Raw genomic sequence first — 23,937 nt, forward strand, 5'->3', positions numbered from 1 at the left:
ATCAGTTGCCTGATGCTCTGAGCATCAGCTGTTGGACAATATTCTCTGGTTCGACGATCCACGGCTCGCGTGGCAGATTCGCCGGATCGAAAGCTTCCAAGGCTGCCTGCAAATTTGTGCTGGGCAAGCCCAATGACTCTAGCAAAACCGCCACAACGTTGGCTGGATGCACACCTTGTTCGGTGATCTCTTCGAGTGTTACCGCGCCATCGCGCTTGGCCAGGCGCTGTCCCTTGGCATTCAGTGCAAGCGGGACGTGTGCATAGGATGGGATTGCGTGGCCCAGAAGCGTTGCCAGGTAGGCCTGACGTGGCGCAGAAGAGAGTAAATCATCTCCGCGTACGACCTGGTCGATGCCTGAGAAATCATCATCGACGACAACCGCAAGATTGTAGGCTGGTGCGCCGTCGTTGCGCACCAGGACAAAATCATCAACCGCGCCGGTGTAGTCGCCGAATAGTTCATCGTGAACAGAAAATTCGTTCACTTCTGAACGCAGGCGCAAGGCGGCCGGACGGTTCTGCGCTTTGGCCGAGCGCTCGCTGGCGCTCAGATTGCGGCAGGTTCCCGGGTAGGCACCGGGCGCAGCATGCGGAGCGCTTCCGGCTTCGGCAATATCCTTGCGCGAGCAGTAGCATTCGTAGACCAGACCGCGCGCTTTGAGCCGCTCAACGGCTTCAAGATATATCGGAAGGCGGTCGGACTGGCGGAGCATGTCACCGTCGAAGTCAATGCCTAAGGACGCTAGCTCGGCAATCTGGGTGGCTTCGGCGCCGGAACGAACACGGTCCAGGTCCTCAATGCGCAATAGGAATTCGCGTTGCGTGGAGCGGGCGAAAAGCCAGGCGAGAATTGCCGTGCGCAAATTGCCAAGATGGAGCGGCCCCGAAGGGCTAGGGGCGAAACGGCCAGCGCCCACGTGGACTCCATTCGGCTTGCGTAAGAAAGTAAAAGACCCCTCATGCACCTGCCAGAGCCCATCTACCCTTGCTACCTTCCGGTCCTGGGGGAGTTCAACAGGATGACACCACACGAGGGGTCACCCAAAATACTACCTGAGGTTGGCGCTTGGATAAAATCGGAAGGCGTGCGCTTGATCTCAACTGGCCAATCCTGAGCAGGATTGCTGTTAGTTCTCAGGCGGTGCTTTCTTCAGGCGGTTCTAGCCAGCCAAGCACGCGGCGAACACGGTCATTGAGTTCGATGGTTGGCAGCATGGGCGTTTGCTCTTTCTCGAAATCGAAGTTCTGCACGCTGGTGACGCTGCCGGGAAGCTCGACGCAGATCATGCCGTTGGGGGAGCGCCAGTTCACCGAACCGTCCGGAAGGTATGTCGCCTGCCACCCCAGCACATGCTTGAACATCTGATGCCGCTTGCACAATAGATGAGTGTTGCTCCGGGTGGTATGCCCGCCCTTGGCCCATGCCTCGATATGGTCTATCTCAGCTGATTCGGCTGGCCGATTGCATCCTGGGAATCTGCAAACCACATCCCGGCTCCGCAGCAGATCACGCAGTGCCTTCGACGGACGGTACTTTTCGCGGCCGACGTCTATGGCCGCCCCGGACCAGGGATCGGTGAGCACCTTGATGAAAGACGGTGCATCCTTGGCAATCAGCAGTGCCGTCCCCACGGGGATGGGTCCGTAGCCTTCGAGATCCGCCAATGCGCGTTTAGGATCAGCGAGCATTTCCAAGGCAGGAATCGTGACAGCGACACGGGCTTTCAGCGGGGTCCCTTCGGTTGCCGGCCAGCCATCGAGCAAGGCATCGCAAATAATATCCAGCCGTCGTTGCTGTTCGGTCCGGTGATCATCTGGATCAGCGTTGCGTACTGCATGCCAATTGACGGTATTGATGATGGCCAATGCTTTTTCTGCTGGCAGGTGGAGTTGGATGACGCTCATGCCATTGGCCTCGTGCCAATAGATGACCTTGCGGTCCTCTGCACTTTTCTTGTGGCGTTCTTCGATCGGCTTGGGGTGCAGGCGTTCATGCATTTTCCGAGCGCGTTGGGCAACTGCGCAGTCGGTGGCCTGCCGAGCTATCGGCAGCAAGGTTTGCTGCATTAGCTGCACATCCTCGGGTGCAAGATCTTGGGAGTGCTTGACGATCTCTTGCGCGGATCTAGTCGTGATCTCGCCGACGCTCAGCGCGTCCAGGATATCTGGGCAAAGGTGGCGCAGTCCTTCGGCAAAGAATAATTTGTCCTGGACTTTCCTTTCTGAGGATCGCAGGGCCACCGCTGCCTCGGCGACAAAAGATGAACGGATCAGTGATTCATCGGAACGATTGACACCGTAGAAACATGCGGATTGATCTTCAACTGGCTCTTCAATGTCCTCAGGATCACCCAGCAGAGATTCTTGGGACCCCTGGCTGACTGTCTCGGCAACCAAATATTCGTAGCTATCGGCCAATATTGCTGCCTCGGCAGCATCGAGCATGCTGTGCAACCGTGCAATGGCCTTCAGTCGTTCCAGCCCTTGGGCGGAACTTGAGACCGGTGGCTGCTCGTAAAGTCGTGTGGCGGTGGCGGCAATCTGGGTAAAGAGATTGTCCTTATCCAGATTCGCTGCCCAAAGCCCGTCAATTCCGGGGATGTACCTTGTCCCCGGAGGGCTAATGGGCAGCCGCCGAGGATCATCTTCCCTGTGAAATGCCTCTCTTTTACTCATGCTTACAGTATTGATCTGTTCAAACTGCGGTTTTCAAAGAAAGAACCGAGGTGGTGAAAAGGTGAAAAACCACCGAATTTCTGGGGTTTGGCACCCTGGAGATGCGCCGGGAATCGTCGGGGCAGTGCTCGATTCGTGATTGAGCGAGAATTTAGATATGCTGGATCCTGCTCCTCGGAGCAAACTGAGGAGGATTCGCCTAGCGGCCTATGGCGCACGCCTGGAACGCGTGTTGGGTTAACGCCCTCAGGGGTTCAAATCCCCTATCCTCCGCCAATTTTAATGTCTCGGGACATCGTACGAACGATGTCCCGAGACATTATTTTTTTTAGCTTGCCGGCATTGCCAGAATCTGAGGGGTAGTATCCGTGGCAACTGTTCAGCAATCTCTCGACAAGGTATGACTATGGCAAGTGTATTGAGCGAAATCGCTGTCGACTGCGCCACCCCGATGCTGGTGGCCAAGTTCTGGTGCGAAGCACTGGACTTCGAGGTGCTGAAAGAAGAAGCCGGATTGGTCAGCATTGGATCCGAAGCTCAAGGCGAGCACGGGCTGAAGCTGACGTTCGCTCAAGTGCCTGAAGCCAAGAGCATCAAGAATCGCCTCCATCTGGATTTGCGTCCTCAAGGCTCCAGTCAGCTAGAAGAGGTCGACCGTCTCCTTGCCTTGGGGGCCAGCTATGCCGACGTGAGCCAGCAAGAGGACGAGAGCTGGATCGTGATGGCTGATCCTGAGGGAAATGAATTCTGCGTGCTTTCAAGCCTCGAATGAGTAAGCCGCTTTAAAAACCTGTGGCGCCGGGCCGGCAATTTCTCACCGGCTCGACGCCAACAGGATTCGAAGTTGGGCTCCTGATCCCCGCAGGAGCTCGATGCCTAGGCGCTCTTGCGCCCCTTGGCCAGCTCCGGGTAGTGGATGGCCGCGGTCTGCGGGTGGGCTCGCAGCCAGCCCTTGAGCACGTTTGCGCCATAGGAAGCCAGCATTGGATTCTCTGGATCATCGGAAATGCCACGGGCGTCGGCAGCCAGCTCGGCGGGCAGCTCGACTTTGTCGATCACTGCATCCAGGCGAGGAGAGTAGAAGAATGGCACCGAATAGCGGTCTACACCGGCCGGAGGAGCAATGACGCGGTGGATGGTGGCCATCAGGTAGCCATTGGTGGCCACTTCAAGCATTTCCCCGAGGTTCACTACCAGAGCACCTGGGGTAGGCGGCACCTCGATCCATTCTTCCTGGCCGTAGGGCTGCACCTGCAGGCCTCCAACCTGGTCCTGCAGCAGCAGAGTGACGAAGCCGTAGTCCGCGTGCAGTCCAACGCCCTGGTTGCCCGACTCCGGGACAACGTCGCCCGAAACGTAGTGCACCAGCTTGCCCATCCATGACGGGGTATCGGCAAATGGCTCGTCAAAGTGGTCTTCGGGCAGACCCAGGCCTACGGCGATGGCTGAAAGCAGCTCGTGGCCGGTCTTGTTCATCAGTTCAGCCCATGCCATGGCGCGCTCTTCGAGCTGGGGGAAGTCTGTAGGGAACTGGTTAGGGCCCTGTAGGTTCAAATACGGCTTGTCCTCGGGAACGACGCTCAGCGTCTCGCGTTCCGGTCCGTAGTCAATCTGCTCGCGGGCGTCGGCGCGGCCGCGGGTGATTTCCGTGCCCATGCGGGTGTAGCCGCGGAACTGGGCGCTGTTGCGGTTATCGAGGTTGATCTTCTGCTCGACCGGCTTGCGGAAGAATTCTGCGATGGTATCGAGCAGTTCCTGGTCCTGTCCGGCGTACGCGCCGTAGCCGACGATCTGGAAGAATCCGACGCGGTGTGCCGCATCGCGAAGCGCGGTTACGAATTCCTCGTTGAAGGAGCCGTCAGCATTGCGCGCGGTAGAAATATCGAGCAGTGGGATCTCGGTGACTACGTTTTTCATAAACCTAGAGTGCACCTTATGACGCGATTGTTACTAGCTAAAGTTACGCCCGGTTCCCCCACGTTTCCCGCAGCGTAACAATCCTTGCATTTTCCCATTGCGTGCCCGATTATACGCATTCGCTTGTATTATATTCCCGGCATTCGCGAGCCGAGCCCGGGTACTCCCGGCCAGCCCGCACCGTCTTCGGAACCGGTGTCTCCGGCAACCTCGAACCACTCGCTGATCTGTAAATATGTGGCTCGCAAGAGTTTGTCCGTATGCTTGAATAGTGATTTTTCGAGCGGTCGGTGAGGGTCGGCCATACCCAGACCACGGCTATTCGTCGACGCGTGCTTGGAGCGGGCTTCCGCCTCAGCAGGTGAAGTTGGCCGAGCTGGTCACCACCAAAGCGACCCTGGATCTTGAAACATTGCTCTCCGAGGATTCCACCTTCTACGGCGACCTGTTCCCGCACGTGGTGCGCTATCGGGGCGTGTTGTATCTGGAAGACGGGATGCACCGTGCGCTGCGTTCGGCGCTTCATCATCGCTCCGTAATACACGCGCGCGTATTGGATCTGGACGCCAGTTAGATAAGCTAGCGCCACGAGGATGACGATGAGGTTTCCTTCAGGCCAGCGGCTGCCGAAGGCTGACCAGAGCAAGGTGGAATGATGCGTGATCGCGATGATCCGGGGCAATGGCACGGTGCGCATATTGTCGACGAGCAGGAATTGAGTTTCAGCTCGGATGGACAGGCAAAGAAGCGTGCCCGCAGGCGCCAGAATATTGTTTTCTCCGTGATGGCCCTGCTGGTGATCGCGGTACTGGTCTGCGCCATGCTGGTTTTCAATGGAACGCTGAAACTGGGTGCCGAGCCCGCCGCGGTCGAAAGCCCGGAGCCAAGCGCGGGAAAAATCGAAAACCCCAGCTGCCCGGCCATCGATTTCAAGTACCAGAAGCCTGCAGAAGTAGAAATACGCGTGCTGAATACGACCAGCATTCCGGGGCTTGCCGGCGACACCGCAGAGGCGCTGGAAAAGCGCGGCTTCAAGATTTCCTCGCTGACTTCCGGGTGGAAGTCGCTCTCTGATACCGCCGGCGCGGTCATTGCCGGACCTGATGGCTATGCCCAGGCATACACTGTGCAGCGCCAGATCCCCGGCATCGTATTCATCTACGACGAGACGAAGTGGGGAAGCCGGGTGGATCTGGCACTGGGGGAGAAGTTCGAAGGACTGGAAAAAGAACGCAAGCTCGATACTTCGGCTGGCAAGCTCGTCTGCGCTGAATAGCCCGCTACCGGGTCTGTACGTTTCCGGAGTGGACCTGGGTCAGCGCATTCGCGAAGACCTCGGCTGGCTGCGCGCCGGAAATGCCGTACTTCCCATCGATGATGAAGAAGGGGACGCCACTGATTCCCAGCTCGCGGGCCTGGGCGATATCTGCGTTGACTTCCTCGGCATAGGCGCCGGAAGCCAGATCTGCGCGAAGCTCGGCGGTATCCAAGCCTAGCGATCCAGCCAGTTGGATAAGGGTTTCCTCATCCCCGGTGTCCAGGCCTTTTTCGAAGTGCGCGGACAGCAGCGATTCCTTCATTTCACCTCCAGCGCCATGCTGCTTGGCGTATTCCAGGACGCGTAGCGCGGTGAAGGAATTAGCGACCTTCAGATTGGCGAAGTCGTAGTCCAGGCCTTCGCCAGCTGCCTGATCGGTGACATGATCAAGCATTTGGGACACCTGTTCCTGCCCCAAGCCCTTCATCTTGGAGAGGTATTCGGCCTCGCTGCCGTCATAGTTCTCTGGCAGGCTTGGATCCAGCTGGTACGAATGCCAGTAGACATCCACGTTCTGGGAGTATTCGAACGCTTCGACGCCCCGCTCGAAGCGGCGCTTGCCGATGAAGCACCATGGGCAGGCAATGTCGGAGAAAATATCCACGCGGATGCGCTTGTCTTCCAGGGATGGGGCAGCAGTATTTTCGCTCATGCTTGAGGTAACAACTTTTGCTCCCCGGGCATTCCGCATCCGGGGTCGCCGACCCGGGGGAGAGATAATTAGAACGCTCCTATGGAACCGGGATAACTGCGGTGGCGAGAGAAAGCGAGACAGTTGGCAAAGAATCTTCGTTGGCGGGGAATCCTTTTCGCCGGGACGATTACAGCGATGGCAGGGTTCGTCGATGGTGTCGGATTCGTGCACTTCGGCGGCTACTTCCTGTACTTCATGTCAGGCAACTCCACACGTTCCTCCGTGGCTCTGATGACAGGGGATTTTGCCGGATGGGCTCTTGCGATGTCTCTGGTCGGCTGCTTCGTTGGAGGCGTCATCCTTGCAACCTTGATGACCTTCAGGCTGGAGAGGCTGCGCCGTCCGGTGGCCATGTATTTCAGTGCGGTACTGCTGCTCGCTGCGGCCGTTTCGAGTCATAGCCTGCCACAGCTGACGGCGTTGCTGCTGGCTGCCGCCATGGGTGTGGTCAATGTTTCCTACACCCGTTCGGGCGAGGTTGCCTTGGGCCTGACATATATGACCGGAACATTGGTCAAGCTCGGCCAGGCGTTGGGCGGAGCAATCATCGGGTTGGCCACCGGATCGGATCGTGGCGGCTACCGTCTGCTCTGGATACGTTACGCATTGCTGTGGCTGATGATCACCGTGGGTTCCCTGGGTGGCGTCCTGGCCTATCTCCGGCTGGGCCTAGGCAGCTTGTGGATCGTTGCCGGCGGCATGCTTGCTTGGGCCAGCCTGGCGCTAATCCAGGAGCTACGCATTTCCAAAGGCCGGGATGCTTCTCCAGAACCCCGGAACGGTTCCTTGACCGAGATCGAATAAGAAGACAAAAAAGTGCTTGGCTTCGCTATATGCGAAGCCAAGCATATTTTATTACTCGGTGGTTAGCCCAGCAGTGAGTCGCTGTCCTGCTTGACCGGCGCGGCTGGGCGAACCAGCAGCTTGAAAAGCACGGCCAGGAGCACGAGCCAGGCGATACCGGTGTACAGGGCTACGCGTGTAGCCGGGCTCAGAGCCAGGAGCACAACGACGAAGACCATGAAGACCAATGCGATCCATGCGGCTATGGTGCCGCCTGGCACAGCATATTCGCGGGCTACATCCGGTCCGCGGCCCGCAGAGGCTTCCTTGCGCCGCATCGACAGGTACGAGGTCAGGATCATGATCCACACCCAGACGGTGGCGAAGGTTGCGATGGAAGCGATGATGGTGAAGAGCGCTTCGGGCAGCAAGGCGTTCAGCACCACGCCGACCAGCAGCACGATAGCCATGATGACGACCGTCATCCACGGCACGCCGTTGCGGGAAATTCGGCCGAAGGACTTCGGGGCGTGGCCGATTTCGGACATGGCGAAGAGCATGCGTCCAGCGCCAAAGGTATCGGCGTTGATCGCCGAGACGGCCGCGGTGATCACGACGGCATTGAGCACGTGGGCCGCTGCGGGGATGCCCAGTCCGTCGAAAATCTGCACGAATGGAGATGCCGAGCCGTCGATCTGGCGCCAGTCGAAAAGCATCATGACCACTGCCAGCGAAGCTACGTAGAAGAGCAGGATGCGCCACGGTACGGTGTTGATGGCAGCCGGAACCGACTTGGCCGGATCGTCAGCCTCGCCCGCGGTGATGCCGATGGTTTCAATGCCGCCGAAGGCGAACATCACCACGGAGAAGGACAGCAGCAGGCCCACGAAGCCATTGGGGAACAGGGTGCCGGCGCTCATCAGGGTGGCGAGGCCGGTAGCGGTTTCGGTCTCAGGAGAATTGAAGCCGAAGATGATCAGCGCCGCGCCGCCAATGATCATCGCGATAATCGCGGTCACCTTGACGATGGCCAGCCAGAATTCGGTTTCGCCGAAGACCTTCACCTTCATCAGGTTGATCGCGGCGATCAGCAAGACGATGGCCAGGACCCAGATCCACTGCGCGACCTGCGGGAACCAGAATCCCATGTAGATGCCGAACGCGGTAACATCAGCAATTGCGACAATGGCCATCTCGAAGGCGAAGGTCCACCCGGTGACAAAGCCTGCGAAGCGGCCAAGGTAGCGCGAAGCGTAGTGAGCGAAGGATCCGGACACCGGATGCTTGACAGCCATCTCGCCCATGGCGCGCATCACGATGAAAACGGCAGCGCCGCCAATCATGTACGCGAAGAGAACGGCAGGGCCAGCAGCCTGGATGGCAGAAGAGGAGCCGTAGAAAAGACCCGTTCCGATAGCTGAGCCGAGGGCCATGAAGCGGATATGGCGGGCAGTCAGCCCGCGGGCGAGAGACGCCTTTATTTCGTTCACGATAGTAATGCTCGGATCCTGTAAGGGGTGCGTTCGATGGGGCGAGCCCGTGCAAATGGCAGGGCGCAACCGTGAAAATCTTATGTGTTCCCAGGATTTTTGACGCACTTAAGTGTTTCAGATCTATCGTGAGCTTTGCCACCAGCCAGTACACGGGCCACTGGACAGGGTGGAAGAATGGAGCTCATGAAACTTGGATTCGTCCGCCACGGACAGACGCAATGGAATCTCGAAGGCCGCTTGCAGGGTTCCAGTGACATCCCCTTGAACGACACCGGGCGCGCCCAGGCCCGCGAGGCCGTCTCCGTGCTGGAGCCAGGCCAGTGGGATGCCATTGTCTCCTCGCCGCTGTCCCGTGCGCGCGAGACCGCGCAGATCATCGCCGACGGGCTTGGTCTTGAATTGGGCCCGGGCTATGACTTGCTGATCGAGCGCGACTACGCGCAGGGCGAGGGCATGGTGGAAACCGAGGCGCTGGCTCTTTGGCCGGATAAGCACGGCGGCGGAATCGAGCCGCTGGATTCGGTGGTCGAACGCGGATTGCGCGCCATCGAGCAGATTGCCGCCGACTACCCTGGCAAGAACGTCGCGGTGATCTGCCACGGCACCATTATCCGCTACACGCTCTCGCACTTCGCCGGCTACAAGCTGGACACCATCCGCAATGGCTCGGTAGCAATCATTGGCAATGAGTCCGGGTCCTGGCAGCTGGAACTGGTCAACGACCAGGTGCCCAACCGGGTAGCGGGCTAGGCCATGCTAGCTGCCGGAAGGAAGGATCCGGCGGATTGCGGAGGCCAGCTGCGAATCCCGTTGGCGGTTCTTGACCACCGCCAGCCATGAACCCAGCGCCATGTAGGCCTTGGAGCGGATCTTCGGCGACGAGAGGAACACGTCGTGTAGCGCGCCGGGCAGGCGCACCAGATGCAGTTCCCGGCCCAGGTCAATGCTGCGCTGGGCGACGACCTGCACATTCAGTGCCACATCGGCACGGGTAGCGGTGTCATGCCAGCGGGGCAGCAGGTAGTCTTCCGCCGAGAGCATCACCAGCGTGGGGATTTGCAGGTCCAAGCCCTTCTTCACCTTGGCTTGCGCTGCGAAGACCGCAGAAATGAAACCTGCGGTGAGCTTGAAGCCGTTGGCTGGACGCCAGCCCAGGTCGTAGTCCCATTCCCCGGAGAACTGGCTGGAGACGGTGCGGGTGTAGAATCCGGGGTCCACGGTGGGCAACAGGCGGTGCGGGTTCCGGTTGCTGGCAGCCTGGACGATCCGGGCCAACGCGGTGCGCCCGATCTCGCTGGCCTGGAATTCCAGCCACGGGCTGTTCAACGCCAGCGCATCGACCTTCTGCGGGTTGGCTGCCGCATACAGCGATGCGCTGAGCCCGCCGGTGGAATGAGCGAGCAACACGAAGCGGGTTCCCGGATGCGCGCTGGAAATGATCCGATGGGCCGCGTCGAACTCCTCGAAGTACTCTTCCAGATCGGTGGTGAAGCCGGGGCTGCTGTGCTCGGCGATGCCCGTGGCCCGGTCCACGGGCAGGTTCCGCCCATAGTGGCGCAGGTCCAGGGCGTAGAAATCCGCGCCGGCTTCGGAAAGGAACTTGGCCAGCTCGGACTGGAAGAAGTAGTCGGACCAGCCATGCACATAGAGCACCGCGATTCCGCGCAACGGAGGCGGCCAGCGCAGCGATCTGCGCGGACGGTGCCTGACCAGAGTCGCGGTGGAACCATCGGACATCGGCAGCGGCCGTTGCGAGAAATCCTCGCCAAGCAGGTCTGGCTGCCACAGGTCCTCGGCCGGGTTCTTGAACTGGAAGGCCATGGGTAAAGCGTATCCACTTTTGCGCACGAAAAACGGCATTCACCAGTTGGAGTGGCTACCAACTGATGAATGCCGTTTCCCGCGGCCGGTGTTCAGGGACGACTGTTTCTTGCCGGCCAGGTCTGGCGGTTGCCTAGCCTGCCATTTCCAAGGTGCGCGCTGGTGCGTCCAGGTAGCGCAGGTAGGCGTTCTTGGTCAGGAAGGTCGGGAAGTCGTCGCGCAGTGCGCAAGCCTCGAAGATCTCCACGGCTTCCTCGAAACGGTCGCCTTCGAAGCGCTCCAAGGAATCCATGGTTTCCTCCGTCAGTTCCTGCACCCAGCGGCGGGTGATGATCTCGCCCTCGTCGGTGATTGCCGACTGGTGGATCCACTGCCACAGCTGCGAACGGGAGATCTCCGCGGTGGCGGCATCTTCCATCAGGTTGCGCAGGGCCACCGCGCCATTGCCGCGCAGCCAGGACTCGATGTAGCGGATGCCGATCTCGATATTGTCGCGGATGCCGCGTTCGGTGATCTTGCCGGTCACGCTTTCCACGTTCAGCAGGGCAGCACCCGACACCTCCACATCTTCGCGGGTGCGCTGCAACTGGTTGGGGTTCTCGCCCAGCACCTCGTCGTACACCTCGCGGGCCACCGGCACCAGGTCCGGATGGGCCACCCAGGAGCCGTCGAAGCCGTCAGCGGCTTCGCGGGCCTTGTCCTCGCGGACCTTGCCGAAGGCCATCTCGTTGATCGAGGCGTCCTTGCGGTTCGGAACGAAAGCGCTCATCCCGCCAATGGCCGAAGCGCCGCGGCGGTGGCATGCACGCACCAGCTGCTCGGTGTAGGCCCGCATGAACGGTGCGGTCATGGTGACGGTGTCGCGATCCGGGAAGACGAAGCGCGGTCCGCGGGAACGGAAGTTCTTGATGATCGAGAAGATGTAGTCCCAGCGTCCTGCATTCAGCCCCGAGGAGTGCTCGCGCAGCTCGTAGAGGATTTCCTCCATCTCGAAGGCTGCGGTGATGGTCTCGATCAGCACGGTGGCACGGATGGTGCCGCGATCGATATCCATCAGGTCCTGGGCCAGGTTGAACACGTCGTTCCACAACCGCGCCTCCAGGTGGTTCTCCAGCTTCGGCAGGTAGTAGTACGGACCGCGTCCGGCGGCCAGCAGGCGCTTGGCGTTGTGGAAGAAGTGCAGTCCGAAGTCCACCAGCGCACCGGACATCGGGGTGCCGGCAACCAGCAGGTGCTTCTCCGGCAGGTGCCAGCCGCGAGGGCGGACGACGATGGTCGGGAGCTGCTTCAAGTCGTAGGTGTTCAGCTTGTACTCGCGGCCATCAGGTGCGGTGAAGTCCAGTTCCTGATCCAGCACGCGGATCAGGTTGACCTGGTTCTTGATGACGTTTTGCCAGGTCGGCGAGGATGCGTCCTCCATGTCGGCCAGCCAGACCTTGGCGCCGGAGTTCAGCGCGTTGATGACCATCTTGCGTTCGATCGGGCCGGTGATTTCCACCCGGCGGTCTTCCAGCCCCGGTGCAATCGGGGCCACCTGCCATGATTCATCATCGCGGATTGCGCGGGTCTCGTCCAGGAATTTCGGATCGCGGCCGTTGGCAATGCGGGCCCGGTTGACCTGGCGGCGCTGCATCAGTTCGGCACGGCGCGGTTCGAATGCGGTGTGCAGGGCCGAAAGGAAGTCCAGGGCTTCGCTGGTCAGGATCTGCTCCTGGTAGCGAACGGGGGTAGCGGTAATGGTGATGTTGTTCAGGGTGATGGGGGAGTTCATGGCAGCGTCCTTAAAAACTTGTAAATGGTGTTGGTGCTAGCCGGCGCCTTTGCCGGCTAGCACCATCGACCCATCAGGGTCTAATGGAATTGGCCTTCTTCGGTGGATCCCACTAGGGCCAGGGTGGAGGCGTTGGGATTCAGCGCCGTGGAGATTGCATCGAAGTAGCCGGTGCCGACTTCGCGCTGGTGCTTGGTGGCGGTGTAGCCGGCGGCCTCGGAGGCGAATTCGCGTTCCTGCAGCTCGACATAGGCGCTCATGCCGTCCTTCGCGTAGCCCTGGGCCAGGTCGAACATCGAGTGGTTCAATGCGTGGAAGCCGGCCAGGGTGATGAACTGGAAGCTGAAGCCCATGGCACCGAGTTCGCGCTGGAACTTGGCGATGGTTGCGTCGTCCAGGTGCTTCTTCCAGTTGAACGATGGCGAGCAGTTGTAGGAAAGCATCTGGTCCGGGAAGTCCTTCTTGACCGCTTCGGCGAACTTGCGGGCCAGCTCCAGGTCAGGGGTGCCGGTTTCCATCCAGATCAGATCCGAATACGGTGCGTAGGCCTTGGCGCGGGCGATGCATGGCTCGATGCCGTTGCGGACCTTGTAGAAGCCTTCGGGGGTGCGCTCGCCGGTGATGAATTTCTGGTCGCGCTCGTCGACATCCGAGGTGATCAGTGTTGCCGCTTCGGCGTCGGTGCGGGCGATGACCACCGAAGGGGTGCCAGCCACATCGGCAGCCAGGCGGGCTGCGTTCAGGGTGCGGATGTGCTGCTGGGTCGGGATCAGCACCTTGCCGCCGAGGTGGCCGCACTTCTTTTCGGATGCCAGCTGGTCTTCCCAGTGGACGCCCGAGGCGCCGGCGGTGATCATGGATTTCATCAGCTCGTAGGCGTTCAGCGGGCCGCCGAAGCCGGCTTCCGCGTCGGCGACGATCGGGACCATCCAGTCCTCGACGGTCTGGATGCCTTCGGAGAATTCGATCTGGTCGGCACGCTGCAAGGCGTTGTTGATGCGGCGGACAACCTGCGGCACCGAGTTCGCCGGGTACAGCGACTGGTCCGGGTAGGTCTGGCCCGAGAGGTTGGCATCTGCTGCCACCTGCCAGCCCGAAAGATAGATGGCTCGCAGGCCGGCTTTGACCTGCTGCACTGCCTGGTTGCCGGTCAGTGCGCCCAATGCGTTGGTGTAGCCGCCGGTAGGGGTTTCCTCGGTGAGCTGCTTCCACAGCTTCTCGGATCCGCGCTTGGCCAGGGTGTGCTCTTCCTGGACCCGGCCCTGGAGCTTTACAACGTCTGCGGCGCTGTAATCGCGGGTGACGCCGGCCCAGCGGGGGTTGTTTTCCCAGTCGGTTTCGATGGCTGCGATGCGGTTGTCGATCGAGGTTTCGTTGGTGTTCTCGGTAGTCATTGCCTTGGCTCCTTCGCACAAGCTGCGGGTTCATGTTGATCGGAAGGTGATCTTGTGAACTTCTTCGTGACAACTACTTTTCCGCAGGGGCAAGGGGTTCACCAGAGGTTTTTTGAATTAAGATTTGCGGTTCTTCGCGAAAATGAAAATTTTTGTGTTCTTGCGGTGCTTGTGAGCCAAAACATGGAAAATTAGTGAAAGTGACCGATTCGGCTGCGAAGAAGAATGAAATTTAACTCAAACCTCGGGCAGCTGAAGGGTGAAGGGCCTCTCAAAACGGACCTTCGCAGAAGCCCGCGAATCGCCGCTGAGCTGGCATTTCCGGTAATCCGCAGGTGCTGGCTCGCCCATTGGGTCGCCGTGAAACGAGCCAGGAAACGTGAAATGTCCGAGTTTCGGACGGGTCGCGGTCGCTGCCAGGTGAACGACCGGGATTGCTGTTATGCACGGGCATCGCTGGCCGGAACTGCGAATGGCGGGGCGCGAAGATCTACGGATCTTGCGAAAACGGAGGCGAGCGCCGGAATAGGCTAAGGCTGGTCGAAAGAGGCTACGGCCATGAAACCGCGGCCAGAGATGCGTGGTTCAGCGGCATCGGAGCCTACGACGGTGTCGCGCAGATTCAGCTGCTGTTCGTTGTCGCCGAGCAAGAGCTTGGCGGAACCTTGAACCAAGATGCCCAGCTGCCCGTCAAAGAGGTACTGCTCGCGTTTCTTGGACAGTTCCACAATGCGAACGGTGGCCCGCACCTGCGCCGGTTCGGCAGCCACGTGGACGATGAGCAATTCCTCGGTGGGCTGGCTCGTCTCGACGGGATTGCCGGTGTCGAACTTCAGGGGACGCAGCGGTTCTAGTCCGTGCTGGTGCCCATCAACTTCCAGTTGCGCGAAGTCGCCGGCGATCAAGGTGAATACTTGAGCCGAAAGCGCCGGTGTGAAGCTTGCGGCTTTCTCTATGGAACGAATCGACAGCTGCCAGGTGGCTTCGTGCAGGCTGCTGGGCTGCAAAGTTCCGTCCTGCGCCAAGGTGCCGCTGGCAATGAGCCGGACCTGGCCCAGCTCCCACTGCTTCTTGGTGCTCTGCGCCAATTCGAGGATGGAACCTGGTGCTAGAGATGCCTGTGCTTCGCTCATAGGATGAGTCTACTTGCCGGCGATCATGCGAAGCTGTTCAACCAATTGAGGTGTGGGTATCGAGGCATCAAGGATGATCCAGCCGTGATGTTGCGCCAGGCGGAGGTATTCAGCTCGGCTCGCTTCAAGGTACTCCAAGCTTTCTTCATCTGTGCCGCGGGTATTGATTCGCTTGAAGGCAAGGTGGGGATCCACATCGAGCAGGACAATTCTCGCCTCCTCGGTACTTTTCCGGGCAAGCCAGGGCAGGAGCAATCCGTCAGGATGTCCACGCAGGCGCCGCAGCACCAGCTGGCAATAAAGGTGGCGGTCCATCACACTGAGCCCGGGGGAATGCGCGGCAATGAACGTGTTGCGTGCAACGTTGAAGCAGCGGATGGACGTTTCGAGGAAATCCTGGGTGAACGTCGGGAAGGTGATTCCCGCCGCGCGGGAGAATTTGGTCAGCCAGCTTCGGGCGGCGACGTTTGCGAGCTTGCGTGCTTGAATGCGTTCGTTGCGCAACTGATGCACCAGGGCGTCGATGCTGGTGCTCTTGCCTGCGCCATCGGTTCCGACGATGACCAATGTTTGGGGTGGGTCGTGGGCAGGGCTCGTGACGGGTAGCGGGCTGGTGGAAATTGCGTGCATGCTGCTCCTCGGAAAGCGTCTTTGAAGTTTCAACGTGTGTGCGGCAACGATGATTCCGCAGAACGGCTGTGTGTTTGATGAGAGAAGCTCGTCCCGGCATAAAAGAAGAACTGGAAAGTTTTGATGCCGAACTCAGGATGGGTCAAAGAATTACCGTCAAAAGCAGGAAGATCTGGTAAATTTCCTGGTCCTTGGCCTAATCTTGATATGTGACTGCAACCACATGGAATCGCTCAGTGAAATCAGCGGGCAACGACGCTGGCAGCGAAGATACGGAACTCGACTCCATCGCCCTAGGCCGGAGAATCCGTTTTCTGCGCAAAAGCAAGCAACTGACCTTGGATGATGTTTCGGCCCTGGTCGATACCGCGCCGAGCCAACTGTCGTTGATTGAAAACGGAAAGCGCGAACCGAAGCTCTCTTTGCTCAAATCCTTGGCAGGCGCTTTGGGAGTCGGTGTCGATGATCTTCTGGGGACCGAACCGCCATCGCGACGCGCTGCCTTGGAGATCGAATTGGAACGTGCCCAGCGCGGCCCCTTGTACGCTTCCTTGGGATTGCCGACTGTGCGCGTTGGCGCACGCCTGCCGATGGATGTTCTCGAGTCGTTGGTGGGTTTGCAGAATGAATTGGAACGCCGTTTGAATGAGCAGGCCGCTACCCCTGAGGAAGCGCGGCGGGCCAATACCGCGTTGCGCCATGAGATGCGCCAGCGCAATAACTACTACAAGGACATTGAGCAGGAAGCCGCCAAGGTCCTCGCGGCAGTTGGGCACGATGCAGGCCCGCTCTCGCATCATCGAGCAGCGGATATTGCCGAGCATCTGGGATTCAGCCTGCGTTTCGTGGGCAATCTTCCGCATTCCACGCGTTCGGTGACTGATCAGAAGAACAAGCGCATCTACCTGACCCAGACCAACCGCTCGGAACATGATCCCCGCTCGGTGCTGTTGCAGGCGCTAGGGCATCATGTATTGGGGCATAAGCCGCCAACCGATTATTTCGATTTCCTCTCGCAGCGCGTGGCGACCAATTATTTTGCAGCGGCATTGATGATGCCGGAGAAGTCCACGGTGGAGTACCTGCGGCGCGCCAAAGACAATCGTGAATTGGCCGTCGAGGATCTGCGCGATGCCTTCGCCGTGTCCTATGAGTCCGCGGCCCACCGCTTCACCAACCTTGCCACCGAGCATCTGGGAATGACTTGTCACTTCCAGAAAGTCCACGAATCAGGCATTCTGCATAAGGCCTATGAAAATGATCGGGTGAATTTCCCGGCCGACCACACCGGTGCCATTGAAGGGCAGACCATCTGCCGCTATTGGACAAGCCGAGTGGTGTTCGAGCAGATGGACAAGTTCCGCTCCTTCGAGCAGTACACCGATACCGTCAATGGAACCTTCTGGTGCACCGCACGCACCGAGCGCCACTCTTCGGGACTGTATTCATTATCCATTGGCGTGCCTTTTGAACACGTGAAGTGGTTCCGGGGACGCGATACCAAGGAACGCTGCCAGTCCACCTGCCCAGACGAGAATTGCTGCCGCCGACCACCTGCCGACCTGTCCAGCCAATGGTTCGGCAATGCGTGGCCTGCAACGCGTGCCAATACGCACCTGCTGGCGGCCATGCCGACCGGTGCCTTTCCCGGCGTGGATGAAACCGAGGTCTATCGATTCCTGGAAAAGCAGGTGGACTAGGTCTGCTGGGCTAAGCGGCGTGCTTGGCGATGAAGTCGAGAGCAGCCTCGGCTAGCCATGCGCCGTCCTGGGCGACAGTGCGGCCGGAACGGGCGACCTTGAAGGAATGGTTGCCACCTTCGAACCATGAAAGTTCGCTGTGCGAGTTCAGCTTGCTGACCACGTTCTCCATCTTTTCGGGGTTGGCAAACGGATCACGGGTGCCTTCGAGGAAGAGCATCGGCACTTCAAGCGGGTAAAGGTGCTCATCGCGCAGCTTCTCTTCCTTCTTCGGCGCATGCAACGGGTAACCCAGGAAGATCAAGCCTGCCGATGGCATGCCCTCGGCAACTGCAAGCGAGGCGATGCGTCCGCCGAAGGACTTTCCTGCAGTGAAGATGGGCAGGCCCTCAGCAAGGTCTTCTTCCACCCAACGGTGGACTTGGTGCCAAACTGCAACCGCAACGGGAGCCTTGTCCGGAAACTTCTTTCCGGCATCCATGTAGGGGAAGTTGAAACGCAGGACGCTGGCACCGAGATTCGCAACGGCTAGCGCAAAGCCAGCCATGAAGTCGTGATCCTTGCCGGCACCGGAACCGTGAGCGAGCACCACAACAGCTTTCGCATTCTGTGCGCGGTCCCAGAGGGCACTGAGCTCGATCTCGTCAAAGGGGATGGAAAATTCCTGCGTCATGGTTTCCAGCCTATCGGCTCGATAGGTGGCGGATGATTGTCGGGAAACCAGAGGTACTAATTAATGGCCCTCGAGATCGTCTCTGTATGAGTATCAGCACCGTTTCTGGCGATGACGGTCAGTTTCTCGACCTTCTCGCCTTGAGCGGCCTTTTGGTTGATTCTGATACTCATATTTGAACCTACGAACACTGAAGCGGGAATGTCGTATTCACCATCGATCCATGGACCGTCTTCAAGGGTGACGACGAGTTCACCGAAAGCAGGAGACTCTACCTTCTCAACGTAGCCATGCGGATCGGTTGGCAAGCAATTGCGATACCCCTCGAGTTCGGTGATTTCGCTGTGGCAGAAGGATTCGTACGTATCATTCATGGAGTCGAGCCACTGCACATACTTTTCCTCGGCCCATGCTTTTCGATCCTTGGGATCAGCCCCGGTTCGTGCACGCGTGTAAGTTCCGGAATGCTTGCCATTCTCTGTCGCGAAAGTGACGGACTCGAGCTCTGGCGAAGCCTCGCCGACGCTCTCGAACATGATGAGTCCCATTGTGCGCAACTCATCCTCATTGGTTTCGTAGCTTTGCGGCATTTGAGTGCCAAATTCCATGCTGTTGTCCAAGAAGATATTGATGACGCCGGGGGATGGAGACTCCCAAGAAGCCATTAGATTGTAGGGATACAAAAACCCTTTTGTGGACTTGATACCGGAGTTTTCTTTCCACATCTCAATCTTGGAATCTGCCCAGGCTTGTCCTGAATTAACGTTGGCGTCGGCTTCAGCGACGGTAGCAGGACTGGTTTCAGCAGATTCAGCAGTTTCACTAAATGCTGCCGTGGGTTTCGCAGCTGGACTGGATTCAGCGACCGCAGATACCGTCGAATCAGCGGGCGCTGCTTGCTCAGGAGCGGCGCTGCACCCTGCTGCAAGCAAAGCCAACGATGATAGGGCAATCACCGACCTGGCGCGCATGAATAACTCCACACAAGTGATGAACGGCCAGTCTATATAGGCCAGGCCACGAGGAGCGATCTGTTAAGAGAATTTGGCGAAGAGCCGGATGACGCCGGGACGGAAGTCCGACCCCTCGGTGAGTCCCATGGATTCGTAGAAAGCCCGTTGCCCGGGTTTGTCATCGGTGATCAGGACCAGCTGGCGAACATGCTCATACTTCGCTTGAACGGCGGAGAACAAAGCGCGGCCTACGCCGGAGCGATGCGCAGACGGGCGCACCAGGATGTCCTGGACATAGCAGATGGTGGCGTTATCGGAGACCACACGCACAAGACCGACGAGCTGGTGTTCGTCATCGTAGGCATAGATCGCGCAGGCTGAATTCTTCAGGCCTTCGAAAAGCACCTCTGGCTGGTCTGTGTAAGCGCTCCAGCCGACCGAGTTGTAGAGCGAGAGCACTTCTTCTCCGGAAGGCACCTTGGTGGTAGAGAGTTCCATCGAGTCCTTTTACTGCTGAGGGGAAACCGGAACGATTTCGGCCTTGCTAAGCAACGGATGCTTGACCAGTTCTGCTTCCAATGTATGGATAATGGCCTGGGCGGAGTTGCCGTTATAGACGAATACCGGGCCATCGTGACGGTAGTAGACATCCTCGTGCCAACCGATGCTGCCGTGGCCCAAGGCATGCTGCAGGGCCCTGACGGTTGGCTCCAGATGCGCATCCGATTCGTCTGCGAGCCTGGTTCTCAGCAAAACGTACTCGCTGTCGCCTACGTCGGTGCACTGGTCATCGATGACGAACCAGGATCCCCGCCCCAGCCCGCTCTCGGTGAGCGAAGAGAGCATCTTGGCAAACACCTTCTTCGGATCGGAAGTGGTCACTTCGAGTTCAATGTCGCTGGAGATCGGTTCTTCGGCAGCGTCCAGCGTGGACTTGGCGTTGGTGATGGACCAGGAAGAATTGCATGCGGGCAGCAGCGTATCGATCAGGCCCGCCTCATGGTCTTTGCGCAGCCGTTCGAACATTGGCTGGGCAAAATGGCTGTGCACCCGGTGCGTTGAGGCTTCTGATGTTTTTCTGGCGAACAGCGACATGGCGTCAATCCTCGTGCGGGTCTGAAACGCAAAAGACGATGCCGTAGGGATCACGCAGTATGGTCCAGCCGAAAGAGGGATCGTCGGTGTGGTCCTCAACGCGGGTTGCGCCGGCGGCAACGAAACGGGCGACTTCCTGTTCACGGCTCGAGCCGGCTTCCAAATCCAGATGGACGCGATTCTTGCCTGCGGTTACCTCATCGACTTTCTGGAACCCCAGTCGCGCGCTGAAGCCAGGGACGCTGATCATCGTGAATCCCGGGTACTGGCCCAGATATTGCCCGCCCAAGACCGCCCTCCACCAGGCAGACGCTGACCGTTCATCAAGGGCATCGAGGGTAATCATTCCAATGTTCGCCATGCTGACAAAGGTACCGCCAGTCTCTCCGCTTAGCTAGAGGCCGCCTGCAATCCGCGGGTCGACGAGGCCAAATGCGGAAAAGCAAAAGGCGCTGGTTTGGCTGGGATTCCAGTCCCAGCCAAACCAGCGCCTGAACTGGCGACGCCGACTCAGCTATCGAAGTAGCTTGGCGCATGCTCGCTGTGGGCAGGTGGCGTCGGCAGGTCGACTTTCTTCTGCACCTTCAGCTTGTCCGCGACATAGTCCACCGACACAGTATCGCCAGCGGCAAGCGCATCGCTGATCAGCAGGTCCGCAATGGCATCTTGTACCTTGCGCTGCACCAGCCGGCGCAGCGGGCGGGCGCCAAACTCGGGATCGTAGCCTTCGCCAGCCAGCCACTGCACGGCAGCGTCGCTCACCTCCAGCTTCAGCTCCTGCTCTGCCAGCCGCGCCTCGGTCTCAGCGATGACCAGCTTGACGATCTGGCCGATTTCCGATGGCGAGAGCTTGGAGAACAGCAGCACCTCGTCCAGGCGGTTCAGGAACTCCGGACGCATGAACTCGCGGACCTTGCCCATGACCTTGGCGCGGATCTCGCCGTTTTCGCTGGCCGCATTCGCAGAAGTGAAGCCGAAGTTCCCTGCCTTGTTGGCCAGGTACTCTCCGCCGAGGTTGCTGGTCATGAGGATCAGCGTGTTGGAGAAATCGACGGTGCGGCCGGCCGAATCGGTCAACCGGCCGTCATCGAGCACCTGCAGCAGCACATTGAACACGTCCGGGTGGGCCTTCTCGATTTCATCGAGCAGGACGACCGAGTACGGGTTGCGGCGGATCTTCTCGGTGAGCTGGCCGGGCTCGTCGTGGCCAACGTAGCCCGGAGGCGCACCGATCAGGCGTGCCACGGTGTGCTTCTCCCCGTATTCGCTCATGTCGATGCGCACCAGCGAATCAGCCGAGCCGAACAGGTTTGCGGCCAGGGCCTTGGCCAGTTCGGTCTTGCCAACGCCGGTTGGGCCCAGGAACAGGAACGAGCCGATCGGCCGGCCGGCCGGGGACATGCCGGTGCGGTTTCGGCGTACGGCGCGTGCCACAGCGGCAACGGCATCGTGCTGGCCGATGACCGAGGCATGCAGCGAATCTTCCAGCGATGCCAGCCGCGCCTTGTCGTCGCCCGAGATGCGCGAGGTGGGAATGCCGGTGGAGCGGGAGATCACTTGCGAAATCTGCATTTCGTCCACCACACGGGTCACTTCGGCATCGCCGGATTCCTCGGCGGCCTTGATCCGCGCGGTCATTTCCGCGATGTGGTCGCGCCATGCGCCAGCTTCCTCGAAACGCTCCTCGCCGATGGCGCGCGACTTCTCGCGTTCGGCATCCACCAATTCGGCGCGCAAGGACTGAACGTCCTCGGCATCTCCAGCGGCGATGGAGCGGCGGGCGCCGGCGATGTCGATCAGGTCGATAGCCTTGTCCGGAAGCTGCCGGTCGCTCAGGTAGCGGGCAGAGAGCGTCACTGCGGCCTTGAGCGCTTCGGGGGTGTACTGCACCTGGTGGTGCTCCTCGTAGGATTCGCGCAGCCCTTCCAAGATGGCCAACGCGGTTTCCTCCGAGGGCTCGGCGACAGTGACCTTGCCGAAGCGCCGTGCCAGCGCGCTGTCCTTCTCCACCTTGCGGAACTCATCCAGCGTGGTGGCGCCGATCATGTGCAACTCGCCGCGCGCCAGGCGCGGCTTGAGGATATTCGCGGCATCCATGTTTCCGGACTCGCCGGAACCAGCACCGACCAGCAGGTGCATCTCATCGATGAACAGCAGCACCTGGCCTTCGGCAGCGGCTACTTCGTCGAGCAGGCCGGTCAGTCGCTGTTCGAAATCGCCGCGGTAGCGGGTGCCGGCGAGCATGCCCGGAAGGTCCACCGAGATCAGGGCCGCATTGCGCAGCTGCGCTGGAACCTCGTCGTCGATGATGGCTCGGGCCAGGCCTTCGGCAATGGCGGTCTTGCCCACGCCGGCCTCGCCGATCAGCACTGGGTTGTTCTTAGTGCGGCGGGCCAGGATCTCGATTACCTGGTCCAGTTCCTCTTTGCGGCCGATCACCGGATCGATCTGGCCGTCTGCTGCCAGCAAGGTCAGATCGGTTCCGTAGCGTTCGAGCATGGACACGTCGGACTCGGCATCGTTCTGGTTCTGGGCATCATTGCTGCCCCGCTGGGCCTGCTCCATGGCAGCTTGCTGCAGCGACTGTCCGGTGACGCCATGCTGGGCCAAGAGCTGGCTGACCGGCGATTCCGGATTGAAGACGAAGGCCAGGAAAAGGTGATCCGGGTCGATGTAGGTCGAGCCGTAGTTGCGGGCAACCTGATAGGCGTCAAAGAGGCTGCGCTGGGCTGCCGACGAGAGGCGGGACGGCTTCTCGTCCCGCTCCTGTGCCTTGGGCATGCGTGCGATGGCGTCGGCACTCAAAGCCTCGATGTCGATTCCCATGGCGGTCAGGTGCTCGCCAACTGGTTCGGTGCGCAGCAGAGCCATCAGCAGATGCAGCGAATCGATCTCGTCATGGCCGTGCTCTTGGGAAATCGCTGCCGCGGTGGCTACCGCTTCGTGGGTACGGGCAGAGAGCAGTCGCGTGATGTCGATGGGGCGCGCAGCTTGAGCTCGCGACGACAGGAACCGAGAGAGGAATTCCTCAAACGAGCCATCTGACGGTGCGCCGAAGAATGCTGGCAAGTGAGCCTCCTAATAGAAACTTGAGCGGTCTATGCTCATGTTCAACGCATACGGCGCGCAAATATTCCCGGACCAAGCGGGCGAGGTGCCAAAGTCGTTGACCTCACACAAATAGCAGGCAGCCAGCGGCTAGTCCTTCGGGATTTCGATGAGACCCATGCGGGCGGCGGCAACCAATGCCTGGACCCTGTCGCGAACATCCAGCTTAACGAAAATCTTGGCCATGTGGGTTTTAACTGTTGTCTCGGAAATAGCCAGAGTTCTTGAAATCTCGGTGTTGTTTAGCCCTCGGGCCAAGAGCTTTAAAATTTCGAATTCCCGATTGGTGATTCCCAGGTCGTAAGCAAGGTCTTGAATGTCCTGGGAATTGTCGCGGTAAGCCTCGCGAACGGCAGAAACGAGATCGGAAGAAACCGACGGGGAAATGGCTGCCGTTCCTTGATGAACGGCATGAACCGCGCGGATAATTTCATCCGGTTCAGAATCCTTGACCAAGTACCCACTGGCCCCAGCGGTCAGAACAGGAACCAGATACTCATCCGAAGAAAAGGCTGTAATAGCAAGCACTGATGGGCTGTCTTCAACGGATTTGATGGCTTTAGTAGCACTAACTCCATCCATAATTGGCATCTGCAAATCCATGAGCACAACGTCTATTTGATGGTCCTTGCAATACTCAACGGCGGCCCGCCCATTTTCAACAGAATTAACCGTTACAATTCCGCTATCTGTTGCTAGGATTGTGCCCAACGCATGACGAATAAGGGGTTCATCATCGACGATAAGAACCTTGATCTTTTCCATTTGATTCCTTT

General features: G+C 59.4%; 23 protein-coding genes, 1 tRNA gene and 1 other RNA gene. 7 read left to right on the top strand and 18 right to left on the bottom strand.

The window, feature by feature from the left end:
* Position 1 precedes the first annotated feature (1 nt).
* From gluQRS to ACLQ8T_RS01590, 3 genes are all read right to left on the bottom strand, one after another.
* Positions 2-919, bottom strand: a complete 918-nt coding sequence (gluQRS, locus tag ACLQ8T_RS01580; RefSeq protein WP_413455476.1) for a tRNA glutamyl-Q(34) synthetase GluQRS — start codon at positions 917-919, stop codon at positions 2-4.
* 28 nt (positions 920-947) lie between these two features.
* An RNA gene (gene ffs, locus ACLQ8T_RS01585) (signal recognition particle sRNA small type) lies at positions 948-1,044 on the bottom strand.
* Between the two features lie 92 nt (positions 1,045-1,136).
* The gene (locus ACLQ8T_RS01590) at positions 1,137-2,678 is read right to left on the bottom strand and encodes a DUF222 domain-containing protein (protein ID WP_413455477.1); all 1,542 of its coding nucleotides are present in this window, start codon (positions 2,676-2,678) and stop codon (positions 1,137-1,139) included.
* 188 nt (positions 2,679-2,866) lie between these two features.
* Here ACLQ8T_RS01590 and ACLQ8T_RS01595 point away from each other — a divergent pair.
* A tRNA-Ser gene (locus ACLQ8T_RS01595) sits at positions 2,867-2,954 on the top strand.
* 130 nt (positions 2,955-3,084) lie between these two features.
* Positions 3,085-3,450 carry a VOC family protein gene (locus ACLQ8T_RS01600; RefSeq protein ID WP_413455478.1) on the top strand — a complete coding sequence of 122 codons (366 nt, stop codon included), beginning with the start codon at positions 3,085-3,087 and terminating at the stop codon, positions 3,448-3,450.
* A gap of 104 nt (positions 3,451-3,554) precedes the next feature.
* On the opposite strand, the gene ACLQ8T_RS01605 is transcribed toward ACLQ8T_RS01600, so the two are convergent.
* Positions 3,555-4,595, bottom strand: a complete 1,041-nt coding sequence (locus ACLQ8T_RS01605) for an isopenicillin N synthase family dioxygenase (protein WP_413455479.1) — start codon at positions 4,593-4,595, stop codon at positions 3,555-3,557.
* A 271-nt stretch (positions 4,596-4,866) separates the two neighbouring features.
* On the opposite strand from ACLQ8T_RS01605, the gene ACLQ8T_RS01610 reads away from it, so the two are divergent.
* Positions 4,867-5,169 (top strand): type II toxin-antitoxin system VapB family antitoxin, encoded by a 303-nt coding sequence (locus tag ACLQ8T_RS01610; protein ID WP_413455480.1) that lies wholly within the window; start codon positions 4,867-4,869, stop codon positions 5,167-5,169.
* 78 nt (positions 5,170-5,247) lie between these two features.
* Positions 5,248-5,871: a LytR C-terminal domain-containing protein gene (locus ACLQ8T_RS01615; RefSeq protein ID WP_413455481.1), complete on the top strand. Its 624-nt coding sequence runs from the start codon at positions 5,248-5,250 to the stop codon at positions 5,869-5,871.
* A gap of 4 nt (positions 5,872-5,875) precedes the next feature.
* Here ACLQ8T_RS01615 and ACLQ8T_RS01620 read toward each other — a convergent pair whose 3' ends face one another.
* On the bottom strand, positions 5,876-6,565 hold the full coding sequence (locus tag ACLQ8T_RS01620) for a DsbA family protein (RefSeq protein WP_413455482.1): 690 nt from the start codon (positions 6,563-6,565) through the stop codon (positions 5,876-5,878).
* Between the two features lie 123 nt (positions 6,566-6,688).
* On the opposite strand from ACLQ8T_RS01620, the gene ACLQ8T_RS01625 reads away from it, so the two are divergent.
* On the top strand, positions 6,689-7,411 hold the full coding sequence (locus ACLQ8T_RS01625; protein WP_413455483.1) for a YoaK family protein: 723 nt from the start codon (positions 6,689-6,691) through the stop codon (positions 7,409-7,411).
* A gap of 62 nt (positions 7,412-7,473) precedes the next feature.
* On the opposite strand, the gene ACLQ8T_RS01630 is transcribed toward ACLQ8T_RS01625, so the two are convergent.
* Positions 7,474-8,880, bottom strand: coding sequence for an amino acid permease (locus tag ACLQ8T_RS01630; RefSeq protein WP_413455484.1), 1,407 nt, complete (start codon positions 8,878-8,880; stop codon positions 7,474-7,476).
* 186 nt (positions 8,881-9,066) lie between these two features.
* Between ACLQ8T_RS01630 and ACLQ8T_RS01635 the strand changes: the two genes are divergently transcribed.
* Positions 9,067-9,633: a histidine phosphatase family protein gene (locus ACLQ8T_RS01635; protein WP_413455485.1), complete on the top strand. Its 567-nt coding sequence runs from the start codon at positions 9,067-9,069 to the stop codon at positions 9,631-9,633.
* A gap of 6 nt (positions 9,634-9,639) precedes the next feature.
* On the opposite strand, the gene ACLQ8T_RS01640 is transcribed toward ACLQ8T_RS01635, so the two are convergent.
* From ACLQ8T_RS01640 to ACLQ8T_RS01660, 5 genes are all read right to left on the bottom strand, one after another.
* Entirely contained in the window at positions 9,640-10,704 is a 1,065-nt protein-coding gene (locus tag ACLQ8T_RS01640) for an alpha/beta hydrolase (RefSeq protein WP_204720213.1), read from the bottom strand.
* 133 nt (positions 10,705-10,837) lie between these two features.
* Positions 10,838-12,475, bottom strand: coding sequence for a malate synthase A (gene aceB / locus ACLQ8T_RS01645; RefSeq protein ID WP_413455486.1), 1,638 nt, complete (start codon positions 12,473-12,475; stop codon positions 10,838-10,840).
* Positions 12,476-12,555: 80 nt separating this feature from the next.
* Positions 12,556-13,869, bottom strand: coding sequence for an isocitrate lyase (gene aceA, locus ACLQ8T_RS01650; RefSeq protein ID WP_413455487.1), 1,314 nt, complete (start codon positions 13,867-13,869; stop codon positions 12,556-12,558).
* Positions 13,870-14,399: 530 nt separating this feature from the next.
* A complete protein-coding gene (locus tag ACLQ8T_RS01655; RefSeq protein ID WP_413455488.1) occupies positions 14,400-15,002 on the bottom strand; it encodes a HutD family protein in 603 nt (200 codons plus the stop codon).
* A 9-nt stretch (positions 15,003-15,011) separates the two neighbouring features.
* A complete protein-coding gene (locus ACLQ8T_RS01660) occupies positions 15,012-15,632 on the bottom strand; it encodes an AAA family ATPase (RefSeq protein ID WP_204720217.1) in 621 nt (206 codons plus the stop codon).
* A 236-nt stretch (positions 15,633-15,868) separates the two neighbouring features.
* Here ACLQ8T_RS01660 and ACLQ8T_RS01665 point away from each other — a divergent pair, with 236 nt between their 5' ends.
* The gene (locus tag ACLQ8T_RS01665) at positions 15,869-17,332 is read left to right on the top strand and encodes a helix-turn-helix domain-containing protein (RefSeq protein WP_413455489.1); all 1,464 of its coding nucleotides are present in this window, start codon (positions 15,869-15,871) and stop codon (positions 17,330-17,332) included.
* 10 nt (positions 17,333-17,342) lie between these two features.
* Here ACLQ8T_RS01665 and ACLQ8T_RS01670 read toward each other — a convergent pair whose 3' ends face one another.
* From ACLQ8T_RS01670 to ACLQ8T_RS01700, 7 genes are all read right to left on the bottom strand, one after another.
* Positions 17,343-18,005: an alpha/beta family hydrolase gene (locus ACLQ8T_RS01670; protein ID WP_413455490.1), complete on the bottom strand. Its 663-nt coding sequence runs from the start codon at positions 18,003-18,005 to the stop codon at positions 17,343-17,345.
* Positions 18,006-18,061: 56 nt separating this feature from the next.
* Positions 18,062-18,976: a hypothetical protein gene (locus ACLQ8T_RS01675; RefSeq protein WP_413455491.1), complete on the bottom strand. Its 915-nt coding sequence runs from the start codon at positions 18,974-18,976 to the stop codon at positions 18,062-18,064.
* A 63-nt stretch (positions 18,977-19,039) separates the two neighbouring features.
* Entirely contained in the window at positions 19,040-19,456 is a 417-nt protein-coding gene (locus ACLQ8T_RS01680; RefSeq protein WP_413455492.1) for a GNAT family N-acetyltransferase, read from the bottom strand.
* 9 nt (positions 19,457-19,465) lie between these two features.
* On the bottom strand, positions 19,466-20,053 hold the full coding sequence (locus ACLQ8T_RS01685) for a hypothetical protein (RefSeq protein WP_413455493.1): 588 nt from the start codon (positions 20,051-20,053) through the stop codon (positions 19,466-19,468).
* 4 nt (positions 20,054-20,057) lie between these two features.
* The gene (locus ACLQ8T_RS01690) at positions 20,058-20,399 is read right to left on the bottom strand and encodes a VOC family protein (protein WP_052253912.1); all 342 of its coding nucleotides are present in this window, start codon (positions 20,397-20,399) and stop codon (positions 20,058-20,060) included.
* Positions 20,400-20,563: 164 nt separating this feature from the next.
* Positions 20,564-23,122: an ATP-dependent Clp protease ATP-binding subunit gene (locus ACLQ8T_RS01695; RefSeq protein ID WP_413455494.1), complete on the bottom strand. Its 2,559-nt coding sequence runs from the start codon at positions 23,120-23,122 to the stop codon at positions 20,564-20,566.
* Positions 23,123-23,251: 129 nt separating this feature from the next.
* Positions 23,252-23,926, bottom strand: coding sequence for a response regulator (locus tag ACLQ8T_RS01700; RefSeq protein ID WP_204720226.1), 675 nt, complete (start codon positions 23,924-23,926; stop codon positions 23,252-23,254).
* Between the last annotated feature and the right edge of the window lie 11 nt (positions 23,927-23,937).

Source organism: Glutamicibacter sp. FR1, assembly GCF_047300825.1.
In the GTDB taxonomy this organism is placed as follows: domain Bacteria; phylum Actinomycetota; class Actinomycetes; order Actinomycetales; family Micrococcaceae; genus Glutamicibacter; species Glutamicibacter nicotianae.